At 73.6% G+C, this 16,354-nt stretch carries 15 protein-coding genes and 1 riboswitch; of the genes, 14 read left to right on the top strand and 1 reads right to left on the bottom strand.

The annotated features are described in order from the left end of the window. Positions 1-158 precede the first annotated feature (158 nt). From NPS70_RS05015 to NPS70_RS04995, 5 genes are all read left to right on the top strand, one after another. Positions 159-521, top strand: a complete 363-nt coding sequence (locus NPS70_RS05015; protein ID WP_256522787.1) for a YraN family protein — start codon at positions 159-161, stop codon at positions 519-521. Further along, on the top strand, positions 521-2,152 hold the full coding sequence (locus NPS70_RS05010) for a YifB family Mg chelatase-like AAA ATPase (RefSeq protein WP_256522786.1): 1,632 nt from the start codon (positions 521-523) through the stop codon (positions 2,150-2,152). The genes NPS70_RS05015 and NPS70_RS05010 overlap by 1 nt, the downstream gene beginning before the upstream one ends. A gap of 83 nt (positions 2,153-2,235) precedes the next feature. After that, positions 2,236-3,516 (top strand): DNA-processing protein DprA, encoded by a 1,281-nt coding sequence (dprA, locus tag NPS70_RS05005; RefSeq protein WP_374211944.1) that lies wholly within the window; start codon positions 2,236-2,238, stop codon positions 3,514-3,516. A 240-nt stretch (positions 3,517-3,756) separates the two neighbouring features. Further along, the gene (gene whiG / locus NPS70_RS05000; protein ID WP_256522785.1) at positions 3,757-4,593 is read left to right on the top strand and encodes an RNA polymerase sigma factor WhiG; all 837 of its coding nucleotides are present in this window, start codon (positions 3,757-3,759) and stop codon (positions 4,591-4,593) included. A 60-nt stretch (positions 4,594-4,653) separates the two neighbouring features. Beyond that, positions 4,654-5,211: a TetR/AcrR family transcriptional regulator gene (locus NPS70_RS04995; RefSeq protein WP_256523056.1), complete on the top strand. Its 558-nt coding sequence runs from the start codon at positions 4,654-4,656 to the stop codon at positions 5,209-5,211. Positions 5,212-5,382: 171 nt separating this feature from the next. Here NPS70_RS04995 and NPS70_RS04990 read toward each other — a convergent pair whose 3' ends face one another. Further along, a complete protein-coding gene (locus tag NPS70_RS04990; RefSeq protein ID WP_256522784.1) occupies positions 5,383-6,162 on the bottom strand; it encodes a M23 family metallopeptidase in 780 nt (259 codons plus the stop codon). Positions 6,163-6,419: 257 nt separating this feature from the next. On the opposite strand from NPS70_RS04990, the gene rpsB reads away from it, so the two are divergent. The 9 genes from rpsB (at position 6,420) to NPS70_RS04945 (ending at position 16,310) form a co-directional block, all read left to right on the top strand. Next, complete coding sequence (rpsB, locus tag NPS70_RS04985; RefSeq protein ID WP_256522783.1) at positions 6,420-7,304, top strand: 30S ribosomal protein S2; 885 nt, start codon at positions 6,420-6,422, stop codon at positions 7,302-7,304. 140 nt (positions 7,305-7,444) lie between these two features. Then, a complete protein-coding gene (tsf, locus tag NPS70_RS04980; RefSeq protein WP_256522782.1) occupies positions 7,445-8,281 on the top strand; it encodes a translation elongation factor Ts in 837 nt (278 codons plus the stop codon). 158 nt (positions 8,282-8,439) lie between these two features. After that, positions 8,440-9,204 carry a UMP kinase gene (gene pyrH, locus NPS70_RS04975; RefSeq protein ID WP_256522781.1) on the top strand — a complete coding sequence of 255 codons (765 nt, stop codon included), beginning with the start codon at positions 8,440-8,442 and terminating at the stop codon, positions 9,202-9,204. A gap of 211 nt (positions 9,205-9,415) precedes the next feature. Then, entirely contained in the window at positions 9,416-9,973 is a 558-nt protein-coding gene (gene frr / locus NPS70_RS04970) for a ribosome recycling factor (RefSeq protein WP_256522780.1), read from the top strand. Then, positions 9,973-11,115, top strand: coding sequence for a phosphatidate cytidylyltransferase (locus NPS70_RS04965; RefSeq protein WP_256522779.1), 1,143 nt, complete (start codon positions 9,973-9,975; stop codon positions 11,113-11,115). The genes frr and NPS70_RS04965 overlap by 1 nt, the downstream gene beginning before the upstream one ends. 78 nt (positions 11,116-11,193) lie before the next feature. After that, entirely contained in the window at positions 11,194-12,300 is a 1,107-nt protein-coding gene (rlmN, locus tag NPS70_RS04960; protein WP_256522778.1) for a 23S rRNA (adenine(2503)-C(2))-methyltransferase RlmN, read from the top strand. Between the two features lie 103 nt (positions 12,301-12,403). Further along, a riboswitch (TPP riboswitch) is annotated at positions 12,404-12,509 on the top strand. Continuing rightward, positions 12,503-13,597 carry a thiamine ABC transporter substrate binding subunit gene (locus tag NPS70_RS04955; protein WP_256522777.1) on the top strand — a complete coding sequence of 365 codons (1,095 nt, stop codon included), beginning with the start codon at positions 12,503-12,505 and terminating at the stop codon, positions 13,595-13,597. Its footprint overlaps the riboswitch before it by 7 nt. Positions 13,598-13,665: 68 nt before the next feature. Next, positions 13,666-15,282, top strand: a complete 1,617-nt coding sequence (locus NPS70_RS04950; protein WP_256522776.1) for an iron ABC transporter permease — start codon at positions 13,666-13,668, stop codon at positions 15,280-15,282. Beyond that, on the top strand, positions 15,282-16,310 hold the full coding sequence (locus tag NPS70_RS04945; RefSeq protein WP_256522775.1) for an ABC transporter ATP-binding protein: 1,029 nt from the start codon (positions 15,282-15,284) through the stop codon (positions 16,308-16,310). The genes NPS70_RS04950 and NPS70_RS04945 overlap by 1 nt, the downstream gene beginning before the upstream one ends. Positions 16,311-16,354 lie beyond the last annotated feature (44 nt).

The raw sequence follows: 16,354 nt of genomic DNA, 5'->3' as shown, positions 1-16,354 counted from the left end.
CCTGCGCCGTGCCTCCGCGCCGCCTCCGGCTCCCGCCGGGCAGTTCACCCCCGAGGGTGACCGAGTTGTCCACACGGGCACGAGCGTCCACAGGAATCCACCAAGATCCACTCCCTTGGGCACGGTGCGCGCACAGTCGCTTCCGGAGGTGGAACGCGATGGACGCGACACGTGCACTCGGACGGTACGGCGAGGAGCTGGCGGCACGCCTGCTGGTCCGCTCGGGGATGAGGCTCCTGGCCAGGAACTGGCGGTGCGGCCGCACCGGAGAGATCGACATCGTGGCCGGCGACGGCGGGGCGCTCGTCGTGTGCGAGGTCAAGACCCGTAGATCGGCGGTGTTCGAGCACCCGATGGCCGCCCTGACCCCGCGCAAGGCCGCCCGGCTCCGGCTGCTCGCCGAGTGCTGGCTGGCCCGCCACGGAGGCGCACCGCCCGACGGGGTGCGCATCGACCTGGTGGGGGTGGTGCTGCCCCGCCGCGGAGCGGCCGTCCTGGAGCACGCCAAGGGGGTGGCGTGATGGGGTTCGCCCGCGCCTGCTCCGTGGCCCTGGTCGGCGTCGAGGGAGTCGTGGTCGAAGTCCAGGCCGACCTGGAACCGGGCGTCGCCGCCTTCACCCTGGTCGGCCTGCCGGACAAGAGCCTCGTGGAGAGCCGCGACCGGGTGCGTGCGGCCGTGGTGAACTCGGGTGCGGAGTGGCCGCAGCGCAAGCTCACCGTGGGCCTCAGCCCCGCCTCGGTGCCCAAGGCGGGCAGTGGCTTCGACCTCGCCGTCGCCAGTGCCGTCCTCGGAGCGGCGGAGCGCGTCGACCCGAGCCGCATCGCCGACCTGGTGCTCATCGGCGAGCTCGGTCTCGACGGCACGGTCCGCCCGGTGCGCGGTGTCCTGCCCGCGGTCCTCGCGGCGGCCGAGGCGGGCTACCGCCAGGTGGTCGTCCCGGAGCGCACGGCGGGCGAGGCGTCCCTGGTGCCCGGGGTCTCCGTGCTGGGCGTCCGCAGCCTCCGGCAGCTGATCGCGATCCTCTCCGACGAGCCCGTACCCGACGAGGCGCCGGAGCCGCCGGGCCGGCCGGACCCGGCGCTGGCCGGACTCCTGATCCCCGGGACGGGAGCCGGAGCGGGCCTTCCGGCCGCACGGCCGGGCCCCGGCCACGATCTCGCCGACGTCGCCGGGCAGCTCCTCGCCCGCACCGGGCTGGAGGTGGCCGCCGCGGGCGGGCACCACCTGCTGCTGTCGGGCCCGCCGGGGGCGGGCAAGACCATGCTGGCCGAGCGGCTGCCGGGCATCCTGCCCCCGCTGGCCCGCCACGAGTCCCTGGAGGTCACGGCCGTCCACTCGGTCGCCGGGCTCCTGCCTCCCGGCGAGCCCCTGGTCCGCACCGCCCCGTACTGCGCTCCGCACCACTCGGCGACCATGCAGTCCCTGGTGGGCGGCGGCAACGGACTGCCGAGGCCCGGAGCCGTGTCGCTCGCCCACCGGGGGGTGCTCTTCCTGGACGAGGCACCCGAGTTCTCGGGCAAGGTCCTGGACGCGCTGCGCCAGCCCCTGGAGTCGGGCCACGTCGTGGTCGCCCGGAGCGCGGGCGTGGTCCGCCTGCCGGCCCGATTCCTGATGGTCCTCGCCGCCAACCCGTGTCCCTGCGGCAGGCACGGGCCCCACGGCGGCTGCGAATGCCCTCCCGCGGTCGTGCGCCGCTACCGGGCGCGGCTCTCCGGACCACTGCTGGACCGGGTCGACCTGCGGATCACGGTCGAGCCGGTGCACCGCGCGGAGCTGACCGGAGGGGGAGGGGGCGAGCCCTCCGCGGCGGTGGCGGCCCGTGTGGCGGCCGCGCGGGCCCGTGCCGCCGCCCGCTACGAGGGCACCGGCTGGACGGTCAACGCCGAGGTGCCGGGGCATGCGCTGCGCACCCGCTGGCCCCTGGCACCCGGCTCCCTCGGGGCCGCCGAGCGGGACGTGGACCGCGGCACGCTCACGGCCCGCGGGCTGGACCGCGTGCTGCGTGTCGCCTGGACCCTGGCCGACCTGGCCGGGCAGGACCGCCCCGGGGCCGAGGAGGTGGCGCTGGCGCTGGAGCTGCGCACCGGGATCCCCCGCGGGGCCGGGATCCGGGCCGCGGTCGTGCGGGCGACGGCAGGGGCGGCACCGTGACGTACGAGGAGCGCTCCGCCCCCGGCCGTCCGCCGGAGGGCGCGACCGGCAGCCGTCCGCCCGGGGAACCCGTCCGCGGGTGCTTGGGGGAGCCCGCGGCGATCCGTCCACGGGAGCGGGGAGCGCCCTCCCGGGCCCGCGAGCCGGAGGAGGAGCGTGCCGCGCGGTCGGCGCTGACGGAGATCCTGGAGCCGGGCGACCCCCTGGCGGGCCGCTGGCTGCGCGAGCTGGGAGCGGTGCCGCTGCTGGAGCGGCTGCTCGGGGGCCGCACCGGGCCGCCGGGGCCCGGCTGCCCGGTGTCCCCTCCCGGCAGCCGGCCCGCGCCCGCTTCCCCACCGCCGCGGGAGGGAGCCCTCCCCGGGCTCACCGCCGCCCGCGCGGCCGGCCTCCGGGCCCGTGCCGCCGGTGTCGTCCCCGGGCTCCGGCTCGCACGGATCCGTGAACTCGGCGGGCGGTTCCTCGTCCCCGGGGACCACGAGTGGCCCTCCCAGCTCGACGACCTGGGGGACGCCCGCCCGGTCGGGCTGTGGGTGCGCGGCCTGCCGGACCTGCGCCGCTGGGCCCTGCGCTCGGTGGCCGTCGTCGGCGCGCGCGGCTGCACTCCGTACGGCGCGCACACGGCCGGGTCGCTGGCCGCCGGACTGGCCGAGCGCGGCTGGGTGGTGGTCTCCGGGGCGGCCTTCGGGGTCGACGGCGCCGCGCACCGCGGCGCACTCGCGGCCGGGGGAGCCACGGTCGCGGTACTGGCCTGCGGTGTCGACGCCGCCTACCCGCGCGGCCACACCGAGCTGATCGGCCGGATCCTCCGGCAGGGGGTCCTGGTCGGTGAGCTGCCGCCCGGGGAGCACCCCACCCCGAGCCGGTTCCTCCTGCGCAACCGGGTGATCGCCGCGCTGACCCGGGGCACCGTGGTGGTGGAGGCCGCCCGGCGCAGCGGTTCGCTGGTCACCGCGCGGGCCGCACAGCGGCTCGGGCGCTTCACGATGGGGGTACCCGGTCCGGTGACCAGCGGCCTGTCCGCCGGCGTCCACGAACTCCTGCGCGGCGAAGCCGTGCTCGTCAGCGACGCGGCGGAGGTCATCGAGCTTGTGGGTGACATGGGAGAGCTGGCACCGGAGCACTCCGGCCCCGTGCTCCCCCGCGACCTGCTGGATCCCGCGAGCAGACGGGTGCTGGAGGCTCTGCCGGGCAAGGGAGCGGCCTCCCTGCGGACCGTTGCCCGGTCCGCCGCCGCCTCGGAGGACGAGGCGCTCAGCAGGCTCTACGAGCTGCACGCTCTGGGCTTCGCGGAGCGTTCCGGGGGCGTCTGGCGGCTGGCACGCGACGCGTCGGGAGCCGGGAACCTCCGGCGAGGCGGTGCTTGACCTGGAGCATTCGGGTGAAAAGGTGAGAGCGATGGCCTTCCCAGTCCCGCGTGAGACGCCGGAGGGGCCGGTGCGCGGCGCATCGGCCCCGATTCGAAGGTGTGGACGATGCCTGATACCTCCCACCGGGCCGATAGCCCGCCCTCGCCCACCGCGACGGCGCAGTCACGCTACGCTCGCCGGGTTCCGGCCCCGTCCGCCCCTCCCCGCCCCCTCACAGCAGAACGGCTCAGGCAACGCATGCCACAGCACACCTCCGGGTCCGACCGCGCGGCAGCGCCACCCGCTGCCCGTGGCGGCGTGCGGCCGCCCGCTCCCTCGTCACTCGAGGAGCTGTGGCGCTCGTACAAGGCCACGGGCGACGAGCGGTTGCGGGAGCAGCTGATCCTGCACTACTCCCCGCTGGTCAAGTACGTGGCGGGCCGTGTGAGTGTGGGTCTGCCGTCCAACGTCGAGCAGGCGGACTTCGTCTCCTCCGGTGTCTTCGGGCTGATCGACGCGATCGAGAAGTTCGACGTCGAACGGTCGATCAAGTTCGAGACCTACGCCATCACCCGCATTCGCGGAGCGATGATCGACGAGCTCCGGGCGCTGGACTGGATTCCCCGCTCCGTGCGCCAGAAGGCACGGGCCGTGGAGCGGGCCTACGCCACCCTGGAGGCCCGGTTGCGGCGGACGCCCACCGAGGTGGAGGTGGCTGCCGAGATGGGCGTCGGGGTCGAGGAACTGCACGCGGTCTTCAGTCAGTTGTCGCTGGCCAACGTGGTCGCCCTCGAAGAGATGCTGCACGTCGGGGGGGAGGGCGGCGACGGGCTCAGCCTGATGGACACCCTGGAGGACACCGCCGCCGACAACCCGGTGGAGGTGGCCGAGGACCGCGAACTCCGCCGGCTCCTGGCCCGGGCCATCAACACCCTGCCGGACAGGGAGAAGACCGTGGTCACGCTCTACTACTACGAGGGCCTGACGCTCGCGGAGATCGGCCATGTGCTGGGGGTGACCGAGAGCCGGGTGAGCCAGATCCACACCAAGTCGGTGCTCCAACTCCGGGCCAAACTGGCCGACGTGGGGCGCTGAGCCCCGCTACCCGTCGCTCGTCCGTACAGTGGAGGGGTGCCCAGGATTCGAGCGGCCTCGGTGGCCGAGCACCGGACGATGCAGCGTGCCGCCCTGCTGGAGGCCGCCCGTTCCCTGCTGTCCGAAGGCGGTACGGAGGCGTTGACCTTCCCGGCGCTCGCCGAGCGCACCGGCCTCGCGCGCTCCTCCGTCTACGAGTACTTCCGTTCGCGCGCCGCGGTCGTCGAGGAGCTCTGCGCGGTGGACCTGCCGGTATGGGCGGCCGAGGTGGAGGCTGCCATGGACCGGGCCGTCACACCGGAGGGCAAGGTCGAGGCCTATGTGCGGCGCCAGCTGGAGCTGGTCGGCGACCGGCGGCACCGGGCCGTCGTGGCGATCTCCATGAGGGAGCTGGACACCGGGGCGCGCGAGAGGATCCGCGCCGCGCACGGCGGGCTCGTCGCCATGATCGTCGATGCCCTCGGCGCCCTCGGCCGGCCCGAGCCGCGGCTGACGGCCATGCTCCTGCAGGGCGTGGTGGACGCCGCCGTCCGGCGGGTGGAACTCGGTGCCGCGGAGGATCCGGCCGCCATCACCGACGCGGCGGTGGCCATGGCCCTGCACGGCGTGCGCGGCTGAACCCCGATCACCCCGCCGGGGCGCCCGCACCCGTCCGGCCCGCCCCGCACCCTTCGCCGCGGCCGGCAGGAGGTCCCCGGACCCAAGCTCCTCCCCTGTGCCCCGGGAACCGTGCGACGCCGGACACCGCACCGGCTCCGGGCACCTGCCGCCCGTCCGCGCGGCCCGGGCTCAACGCCGCCCCGGGCCGGTGGCCGCGGGGCCGGTGCGTCCCGCGCCGGGAAGCGGTACACCCGACACCGGCAGCAGCCGCGACGGCCCCCGGCGCAGCAGCCCCGGTGGCAGCAGCGACAGCGGATCCAGGTACTCCTCCCCTCTGAGCAGCCCCCAGTGCAGGCAGTTCCGCGAGCAGTGGCCCCGCCCCTCCTCCAGGACCCCGACCGTCTGCCCGGCCGCCACCTCGTCCCCCCTCGCCACCAGTGCGCGCACCGGTTCATGGGTGAGACGCAAGGGCGGCTCACCCGTACCGGTGACTTCGATCGAGAGCACCCCCCGCCCCGCCACCCGGCCCGCGAAGGAGACCCGTCCGGCAGCCGCCGCGCGCACCGGGCTCCCGGCCGGTGCGGCCAGGTCGACACCCCGGTGGCCCGCCCCGTAGGGCGTCGGCGGCGGGTCCCAGCCCCTCAGGACCACGGGCCGGGGGCGGCCCACGGGCCAGCCCCGGCCCTGTCCCGGCCCGTCGACCGCCCGGTGTGCGCCGCGGCGGAGGCCCGTCCCGTCGGCCCCGTCCCCCGCCGCGGCCCCGTCCTGCCGGGTGCCTGCGCCCCGCCACCCGCCGGACGGCAGGGAGGCGGGAGCGCCCCGCGCATCCGGGCCCGGGACCGCGCCCGCGTACGCGGGGCGGGAGGCGGCGGCGGTCGCTCCGCCCGGTGCGCAGGGCGCCGCGGCGGCGGCGAGCAGCGCGGCGAGTACCGGCACAGCCCGCCCGAGCAGGGGGAACGAGCAGTTCATGGGACCACCGTGCCGTGCCGGCGCCTCCGGTGCCGGACACGTCCCGCATCTGTGGACGACCATCCCGATGTGGACAGCTGCGTCACCCGGCGCTCTGCGGGTCCCGTACACTTCATCTGGCGATCCGGGTCACCGGGTCGACTTCGCACGCCCCGCCACAGGACCGTCGACGGTCCGTGGCCGCGCTCCTCGGTCCCTCAGTGGCACGGCGCGATCGGGGCGTCAGGACACAACCGAGAATCCAAGGAGATACGGCCATGGCCGTCGTCACGATGCGGGAGCTGCTGGAGAGCGGCGTCCACTTCGGTCACCAGACCCGTCGCTGGAACCCGAAGATGAAGCGCTTCATCTTCACCGAGCGCAACGGCATCTACATCATCGACCTGCTCCAGTCGCTGTCGTACATCGACCGCGCCTACGAGTTCGTCAAGGAGACCGTCGCCCACGGCGGCTCCATCATGTTCGTCGGCACGAAGAAGCAGGCGCAGGAGGCCATCGCCGAGCAGGCCACCCGCGTCGGCATGCCCTACGTCAACCAGCGCTGGCTGGGCGGCATGCTCACCAACTTCTCCACCGTCTACAAGCGCCTCCAGCGCCTGAAGGAGCTGGAGCAGATCGACTTCGAGGACGTGGCCGCCTCCGGCCTCACCAAGAAGGAGCTCCTGGTCCTCTCCCGCGAGAAGGCGAAGCTGGAGAAGACCCTCGGCGGCATCCGCGAGATGCAGAAGGTGCCCAGCGCCGTCTGGATCGTCGACACCAAGAAGGAGCACATCGCCGTCGGTGAGGCGCGCAAGCTCCACATCCCGGTCGTCGCGATCCTCGACACCAACTGCGACCCGGACGAGGTCGACTACAAGATCCCGGGCAACGACGACGCGATCCGCTCCGTCACCCTGCTCACCCGCGTGATCGCCGACGCCGTCGCCGAGGGCCTCATCGCCCGTTCCGGCGCCGCCACCGGCGACTCCAAGCCGGGCGAGAAGGCTGCGGGCGAGCCGCTGGCCGAGTGGGAGCGCGACCTGCTCGAGGGCGAGAAGAAGGCCGACGACGCCGAGGCCAAGCCGGCCGAGGCCGCCGCCGAGGCTCCGGCTGCCGAGACCCCGGCTGCCGAGGCTCCGGCTGCCGAGGCCGAGCAGGCCTGAACCACGGCCTGACCTTCACGGGTCCGGTTGACGACGGCGGGGGCGCCACGCCCCCGCCGTCCACCCGTAGACCTTCCCGGTCTGCCCGAACTTCCCGATCTTCGTAGATCTTTCATACCTCGAGAGAGAAAGCCAGACTCATGGCGAACTACACCGCCGCTGACGTCAAGAAGCTCCGCGAGCTCACCGGCGCCGGCATGATGGACTGCAAGAAGGCCCTGGACGAGGCCGAGGGCAACGTCGACAAGGCCGTCGAGGCGCTGCGCATCAAGGGCCAGAAGGGCGTCGCCAAGCGCGAGGGCCGTTCCGCCGAGAACGGTGCCGTGGTCTCCCTCATCGCCGACGACAACGCCTCCGGTGTCATCGTCGAGCTGAAGTGCGAGACGGACTTCGTCGCCAAGGGCGAGAAGTTCCAGGCCGTGGCCGCGGCCCTCGCCGCCCACGTCGCCAAGACCGGCCCCGCGGACATCGAGGCGCTGCTCGCCTCCGAGATCGAGGCCGGCAAGACCGTCCAGGCGTACGTCGACGAGGCCAACGCCAACCTCGGCGAGAAGATCGTCCTGGACCGCTTCGCGCAGTTCTCCGGCGGCTACGTCACCGCCTACATGCACCGCACCATGCCCGACCTGCCCCCGCAGATCGGCGTCCTCGTCGAACTCGACAAGGAGAACGCGGAGATCGCCAAGGGCGTCGCGCAGCACATCGCCGCCTTCGCGCCGAAGTACCTGTCCCGCGAGGACGTCCCGGCCGAGGTCGTCGAGTCCGAGCGCCGCGTCGCCGAGGAGACCACCCGCGCCGAGGGCAAGCCCGAGGCCGCCCTCCCGAAGATCGTCGAGGGCCGGGTCAACGGCTTCTTCAAGGAGGCCACCCTCCTGGGCCAGCCCTACGCGCTGGACAACAAGAAGACCGTCCAGCAGATCCTGGACGAGGCCGGCGTCACCCTGAAGCGCTTCTCGCGCATCAAGGTCGGCATCTGAGTCCGTACGCGACGGACACCGGACCCCGGTAGGGTCTGAGGCAGTCGTCCGCGTCCGCGCCGGACGACCGCAGATCTGACGAGGAGGCCATTGCCGTACGGGAAACCGCAAGGACCCCAAGGCAATGGCCTTCTTCGTATGTGCACAAGGAGATCCCCATGAATCAGGGCGCCGGTAAAGGCGACGACAACCACGGCAAGAAGGCCGGCCGCTTCATGCTGAAGCTGTCCGGCGAGGCGTTCTCCGGGGGCACCGGGCTCGGCGTCGATCCCGACGTCGTGCACGCCATCGCCCGCGAGATCGCCGCGGTCGTCCGCGACGGCGCCGAGATCGCGGTCGTGATCGGCGGCGGCAACTTCTTCCGCGGCGCCGAGCTCCAGCAGCGCGGCATGGACCGGGCTCGCTCCGACTACATGGGCATGCTCGGCACCGTGATGAACTGCCTCGCCCTCCAGGACTTCCTGGAGAAGGAGGGCATCGACTCGCGGGTCCAGACCGCCATCACCATGGGGCAGGTGGCCGAGCCCTACATCCCGCTGCGTGCGGTGCGCCACCTGGAGAAGGGCCGGGTCGTCATCTTCGGTGCGGGCATGGGCATGCCGTACTTCTCCACCGACACCACCGCGGCCCAGCGCGCCCTGGAGATCGACGCCGAGGCCCTGCTCATGGGCAAGAACGGTGTGGACGGCGTCTACGACTCCGACCCCAAGGCCAACCCGGACGCGGTCAAGTTCGACGCCCTCGCGTACGGCGAGGTGATCGCGCGCAACCTCAAGGTCGCCGACGCCACGGCCGTCACGCTCTGCCGTGACAACGCCCTGCCGATCCTCGTCTTCGAGCTCCTCGCCGAGGGCAATATCGCGCGGGCCGTGAAGGGTGAGAAGATCGGCACGCTCGTGAGCGACCGGGACACCCGGGCCTGAACCACCCGTACGGGGTCCCGGGCGCCCGAGAGGCACCGGGTCCCCGGACCGGGGGGACCCCGGACGACCGGGGGACAGCCGGGGACCCGCGCGGACCCCGGGGGATGGACAAAGACCTGCCCGGTCGGACACCGTGCAGGGAACACGCGACGCACCGTTCCGCCGGCCAGCCCGACAACCGGGCCCAACTCAAGACACGCAGGAGCAAGTGGTGATCGAAGAGACCCTCCTCGAGGCCGAGGAGAAGATGGAGAAGGCCGTCCTGGTCGCCAAGGAGGACTTCGCCGCGATCCGCACCGGACGTGCGCACCCGGCGATGTTCAACAAGATCGTGGCGGACTACTACGGTGCCCTCACCCCGATCAACCAGCTGGCCTCGTTCTCGGTGCCGGAGCCGCGGATGGCGGTCGTCACGCCGTTCGACAAGTCCGCGCTGCGCAACATCGAGCAGGCCATCCGCGACTCCGACCTCGGGGTGAACCCGAGCAACGACGGCAACATCATCCGCGTGGTCTTCCCCGAGCTCACGCAGGACCGCCGCAAGGAGTACATCAAGGTCGCCAAGACCAAGAGCGAGGACGCCAAGATCTCGATCCGCGCCGTGCGCCGCAAGGCCAAGGAGGCCATCGACAAGCTGGTCAAGGACGGCGAGGTCGGCGAGGACGAGGGCCGCCGCGCCGAGAAGGAGCTCGACGACACCACCGCGAAGTACGTCGCGCAGGTGGACGAGCTGCTCAAGCACAAGGAAGCCGAGCTGCTCGAGGTCTGATGAACGACTCCTCCTGGGGGGCCTCCGCCGGCGCGGGATACGCCGGCGCCTGGCCGCCGCCCGACCAGGGGCCCCTCCCGGCGGGTCCCGCACACGATGGGCGCGACGCACAGCAGACTCGGCCCATGCCCATCGTGCCGGACTTTCCCGACCCGGGCGGAGACGCCCGGTCAGCAGACCACCCCCTCGGCCCCGGCGGCTCCGGGGCCGCCGACGGGGCGACCGCCCGGCTCGGCGGCCCCCTGTTCCGCGACGACCATCCGCAGGAGCCCATGCCCACCCCGCCTCCGGCGTCGCCCCGGGCCGCGTCGCAGCCGCCCCAGAAGAAGAAGGCCGGCCGCGACCTGCGGGCGGCGATAGGGGTCGGCGTCGGCCTCGGCGCGGTGATCGTCGCCTCGCTGTTCGTGGTGAAGGCCGTGTTCGTCGGGGTCATCGCGGTCGCGGTCGTCGTGGGGCTGTGGGAGCTCACCACCCGGCTCCAGGAGCGCAAGCAGATCAAGGCTCCGCTGGTCCCGCTGGCGGTGGGCGGCGCCGCCATGGTCGTCGCGGGCTACCTGAGGGGGGCCGAAGGCGCCTGGGTCGCCATGGCGCTCACCGCGCTCGCGGTGCTCGTCTGGCGGATGGCGGACACGCCCGAGGGCTACCTCAAGGACGTGACCGCCGGTGTGTTCGCCGCGTTCTACGTCCCCTTCCTCGCCACCTTCGTCGCCCTGATGCTCGCCGCCGACGACGGTCCCCAGCGGGTGCTCACCTTCCTGGTGCTCACCATCGTCAGCGACACCGGGGCCTACGCGGTGGGCTGGCGGTTCGGCCGCCACAAGCTCGCCCCCCGCATCAGCCCCGGCAAGACGCGCGAGGGCCTGCTCGGGGCGGTGTCCTTCGCGATGGTCGCCGGAGCCCTGTGCATGCAGTTCCTGGTGGACGGCGGCAGCTGGTGGCAGGGGCTGCTGCTGGGCCTCGCGGTGGCGGTCAGCGCCACCCTGGGCGACCTCGGGGAGTCCATGATCAAGCGTGACCTCGGCATCAAGGACATGGGCACGCTCCTCCCCGGCCACGGCGGCATCATGGACCGCCTGGACTCGCTGCTGCCCACCGCCCCGGTGGTCTGGCTGCTCCTCGTCCTCTTCGTCGGCTCCGGCTGACCCGCACAGCCGCCCGGCCGGGCCCGCCTCCCCCGCGGTGGCGGGCCCCGCCCGTATCTCTGCGACACTGGACGCACCATGCCCAAGCCAGGAGAACTGACCTTCGTCGCCCCCCGCGGAGCCAAGCAGCCGCCGCGGCACCTCGCCGACCTCACGCCCGCCGAGCGCAAGGAGGCCGTGGCCGCGATCGGCGAGAAGCCGTTCCGCGCCAAGCAGCTGTCCCAGCACTACTTCGCGCGCTATGCCCACGACCCCGCGCAGTGGACGGACATCCCCGCCGCCGCCCGCGAGAAGCTCGCCGGTGAACTGCTGCCCGAGCTGATGTCGGTCGTGCGCCACATCTCCTGCGACAGCGACACCACCCGCAAGACCCTGTGGCGGCTCCACGATGGCACCCTCGTGGAGTCGGTGCTGATGCGCTACCCGGACCGGGTGACCATGTGCATCTCCTCGCAGGCGGGCTGCGGGATGAACTGCCCCTTCTGCGCCACCGGGCAGGCGGGTCTGGACCGCAACCTGTCGACCGCGGAGATCGTGCACCAGATCGTCGACGGCATGCGCGCCCTGCGCGACGGCGAGGTCCCCGGCGGCCCCGCCCGGCTGTCCAACATCGTCTTCATGGGCATGGGCGAGCCGCTCGCCAACTACAAGCGGGTCGTCGGCGCCATCCGCCGCCTCACCGACGCGGAGCCGGACGGCCTCGGCCTGTCGCAGCGCGGCATCACGGTCTCCACCGTCGGCCTGGTCCCGGCCATGCTGCGCTTCGCCGACGAGGGCTTCAAGTGCCGTCTCGCGGTCTCCCTCCACGCGCCCGACGACGAACTGCGCGACACGCTCGTCCCGGTGAACACCCGCTGGAAGGTCCGCGAGGTGCTCGACGCGGCCTGGGAGTACGCGGAGAAGTCGGGCCGCCGCATCTCGATCGAGTACGCCCTCATCCGGGACATCAACGACCAGGCCTGGCGCGGCGACCTGCTCGGCCGCCTCCTCAAGGGGCGGCGCGTCCATGTGAACCTGATCCCGCTCAACCCGACCCCCGGCTCCAAGTGGACGGCCTCGCGGCCGGAGGACGAGCGGGCGTTCGTGGCGGCGATCGCCGCCCACGGCGTGCCGGTCACCGTCCGGGACACCCGGGGCCAGGAGATCGACGGGGCCTGCGGCCAGCTGGCGGCGCAGGAGCGCTGACCGCCCCGGGCCGCGGCCTCCGCCGCCGCGGCCCGGACGGCCGGAATGCTCCGGGGCCATGGCTGGTACTGTGCCCCGTGCGATCGCACAAATGAACAGCACATCCTTCCGACAGGGGAGCGCACCACAGCGCTGAGAGTGCGGCACGGCCGCAGACCCTCGGACCTGATCCGGGTCATACCGGCGTAGGGAGTCAACCGTCATGAACAGCCAGCTTCGCCGTGCCGTCGGCACGGCCCTCGCCACCGCCCTCGGCGCCACCGCCCTCGCGGCCTGCGGCGGCGAGTCCGGCGGCACCGGCGGCCAGGACGGCGGCGGGTCCACCGTCACCCTGGTCACCCACGATTCCTTCGCCGCCTCCGAAGAGGTGCTGAAGGAGTTCACCGAGCAGACCGGCTACACGGTCAAGGTCCTCAAGAGCGGCGACGCGGGCACCGCGCTCAACAAGGAGATCCTGACCAAGGGATCCCCCCAGGGCGACGTCTTCTTCGGCGTCGACAACACCCTCCTCTCCCGCGCCCTCGACAACGACCTCTTCACGCCCTACGAGGCGAAGGGGCTCGACCGGGTCGCCGCCGAGTTCCAACTGGACGGCGAGAAGAAGCGCGTCACCCCGGTCGACACGGGCGACATCTGCGTGAACTACGACAGGGAGTTCTTCGCGGAGCGGAAGCTGGAGCCGCCCCGCACCTTCGCCGACCTCGCCGAGCCCGCCTACAAGGACATGCTGGTCGTGGAGAACGCGGCCACCTCCTCGCCCGGCCTGGGCTTCCTGCTGGGCACCGTCGGCGCCTTCGGCGAGGACGGCTGGCAGGACTACTGGACGAAGCTGCGGGCCAACGGCGTCAAGGTGGTCGACGGCTGGGAGCAGGCGTACAACGAGGAGTTCTCCGGTTCGGCGGGCGGCAGGCAGTCCGGGGCGGAGCGGCCGCTCGTCGTGTCCTACGCCTCCAGCCCGCCCGTCGAGGTCCTGTACGCGGAGCCCCAGCCCGAGGAGGCGCCCACCGGGGTCGCGACCGGGACCTGCTTCCGCCAGATCGAGTTCGCGGGCCTGCTCGACGGCGCGAAGAACGAGAAGGGCGGCAAGGCCCTGATCGACTTCCTGGTGTCCACCGCCTTCCAGGAGGACATGCCGCTGAACATGTTCGTCCACCCCGTCGTGGCGGACGCGAAGCTGCCGGAGCTCTTCACCGAGCACGGCGTCGTGGTGGAGGAGCCCGCGACCGTCGCGCCCGCCACCATCGCCGACAAGCGGGAGCAGTGGGTCCGCTCGTGGTCCTCGATCGTCCTGAAGTAGACGACTCCGCCCGCGCGGCGCCCCCCGCGGGGACGGCGCCGCGCGGGACGGCGGTCCGGTTCGCCCTGATGGCGGTGCCGGTCGCGTTCTTCGCGGTCTTCTTCGCCTACCCGGTCTCCGCCATCGTCTCCCGCGGCCTGCACCACGGCGGCGGCTGGGACCCCGGACGCATCGTCGCGACCGCCACCCGCCCGGACATCCTGGGCGTGCTGTGGTTCACCACCTGGCAGGCGCTGGCCTCCACGGCGCTCACCCTGCTCCTCGCCCTCCCCGGCGCCTACGTCCTCGCCCGGCTGGACTTCCCCGGCAGGCGCCTGCTGCGGGCCGTCGTCACGGTGCCCTTCGTCCTGCCGACGGTCGTCGTCGGCGCGGCCTTCCTGGCCCTGGTGGGCCGCGGCGGCCTGCTGGACGACCTGTGGGGGGTGCGCCTGGACACGACCGTCTGGGCCATCCTGCTCGCGCACGTCTTCTTCAACTACGCCGTGGTCGTCCGCACGGTCGGCGGTCTGTGGGCGCAGCTGGACCCGCGCCAGGAGGAGGCCGCGCGGATGCTCGGCGCGGGCCGCTTCGCCGCCTGGCGCAGCGTCACCCTGCCGGCCCTGGCCCCCTCCCTGGCGGCGGCCGCGCTGATGGTCTTCCTGTTCACCTTCACCTCCTTCGGCGTGGTCCAGATCCTCGGCGGGCCGACCTTCACCACCCTGGAGGTCGAGATCTACCGGCAGACCGCCGACCTCCTCGACCTGCCCACCGCCGCCGTCCTGACCCTCCTGCAGTTCGCCGCGGTGGGCACCGTCCTCGCGGTCCACGCCCGGATCGTCCGGCGCCGGGAGACCGCGCTGCGCCTGGTGGACCCCGCGCACACCGCGCACCGCCCGCGGGGCGCCGCGCAGTGGCTGCTGCTGGGCGGCGTCGGAGCCACGGTGGCCGCGCTGCTGCTCGCCCCGCCGGCCGTCCTCGTGGAGCGGTCGCTGGACACCCCGCGCGGCTACGGCCTCGACTACTACCGCGCCCTGTTCGAGGTGGACTCCCGCGGCGGGTCCTTCCTCGTCCCGCCGATCGAGGCCGTGGGCAACTCCCTGGGGTACGCCCTCGCGGCCACCGCCGTCTCGGTCACCGTCGGCGGACTCGCGGCGGCCGCCCTCACCCGCCGGGCGGGCCGGCTGGTCCGCGGCTTCGACGCGCTGCTGATGCTCCCGCTCGGGGTGTCGGCGGTCACCGTCGGCTTCGGCTTCCTGATCACGCTCGACGAGCCGCCGCTCGACCTGCGCACGTCCTGGATCCTGGTGCCGCTCGCGCAGGCGCTGGTCGGCATCCCCTTCGTGGTGCGCATCATGCTGCCGGTGCTCCGCGCGGTCGACGAACGGCTCCGGGAGGCCGCCGCCGTGCTGGGGGCCTCGCCGCTGCGTGCCTGGCGGGAGGTCGACCTCCCGCTGGTGCGCCGTGCCCTGCTGGTGGCGGCCGGATTCGCCTTCGCCGTCTCGCTCGGCGAGTTCGGGGCCACGGTGTTCATCGCCCGCCCGGACAACCCGACGCTGCCGGTGGCCGTCGCGCGGCTGCTGGGCCGGCCCGGGGAGCTCAACTACGGCCAGGCGATGGCCCTGGCCACCCTGCTGATGGCGGTCTGCGCGGCGGCTTTGCTGCTGCTCGAACGTTTCCGTCCCGACAAGACCTCCGGGGAGTTCTGATGGCGCTGCTGCGGCTGGAGGACGTGGGCGTCCGCTTCGGTGGGAGGGCGGCGCTGGACGGGGTGGACCTGGAGGTCCCGGAGCACCGCACGGTGTGCGTGCTGGGCCCCAGCGGGAGCGGGAAGTCGACGCTGCTGCGCGTGGTGGCGGGGCTGCAGCGCGCCGACCGCGGCCGGGTGCTGCTGGCCGGGGCCGACCAGGCGGGGGTGCCCCCGCACCGGCGCGGCGTGGGGTTGATGTTCCAGGACCACCAGCTCTTCCCGCAGCGGGACGTCGCGGGCAACGTGGCCTTCGGGCTGCGGATGCGCGGGGCGGGGCGCGAGGAGCGGGCCCGCCGGGTGGGGGAGCTGCTGGAACTGGTCGGACTGCCCGGGGCGCAGCGCCGCGCGGTGCCCACCCTCTCCGGTGGCGAGCAGCAGCGCGTGGCGCTGGCCAGGGCGCTCGCCCCGGAGCCGAAGCTGCTGATGCTCGACGAGCCCCTCGGGCAGCTGGACCGCGGCCTGCGCGAGCGGCTCGTCACCGAGCTGCGCGGACTCTTCGGCCGCCTGGGCACGACCGTGCTGGCCGTGACCCACGACCAGGGCGAGGCCTTTGCCCTCGCCGACCGGGTCGTGGTGATGCGGGACGGGCGGGTCGCCCAGAGCGGCACTCCGCTGGAGGTCTGGCAGCGTCCCGCGTCGCGGTTCGTGGCACGCTTCCTCGGCTTCGACAACCTCGCGGACTGCACCGTCTCGGGCACCCGTGCCGACACCCCCTGGGGAGCCGTGGAGGTCCCCGCCGGGGCGCCGCAGGGGGAGGGGACCCTGCTCGTGCGGCCTTCCGGTGTGCGCGTGGGCCCCGAGGGCGAGGGACTGGCGGCCACCGTCGAGGCGCGGACCTTCCGAGCGGGCCGGGTGGCCGTCCGCCTGAGGCCCGACGCGGGCCCCGGGCTGGAGGCCGACTGCGCCCTGGGCGAGGTGCCGCCCGAGGGCGCGAGGGTCGGGCTGCGGTTCGGCGTCGGGGAGACGGTGGTCCTGGACCGGGCCTGAGGACCGCGGGTGTGCGGCCGCCCGGCTGGGTGCCGCCCGTACCC

Origin of the sequence: Streptomyces sp. C10-9-1 (genome assembly GCF_024497955.1) — a bacterium.
GTDB classification, from domain to species: Bacteria; Actinomycetota; Actinomycetes; order Streptomycetales; family Streptomycetaceae; genus Streptomyces; species Streptomyces sanyensis.
Note: the sequence above shows the minus strand (reverse complement) of the source record. Positions and strands in the feature narration are given on the sequence as shown.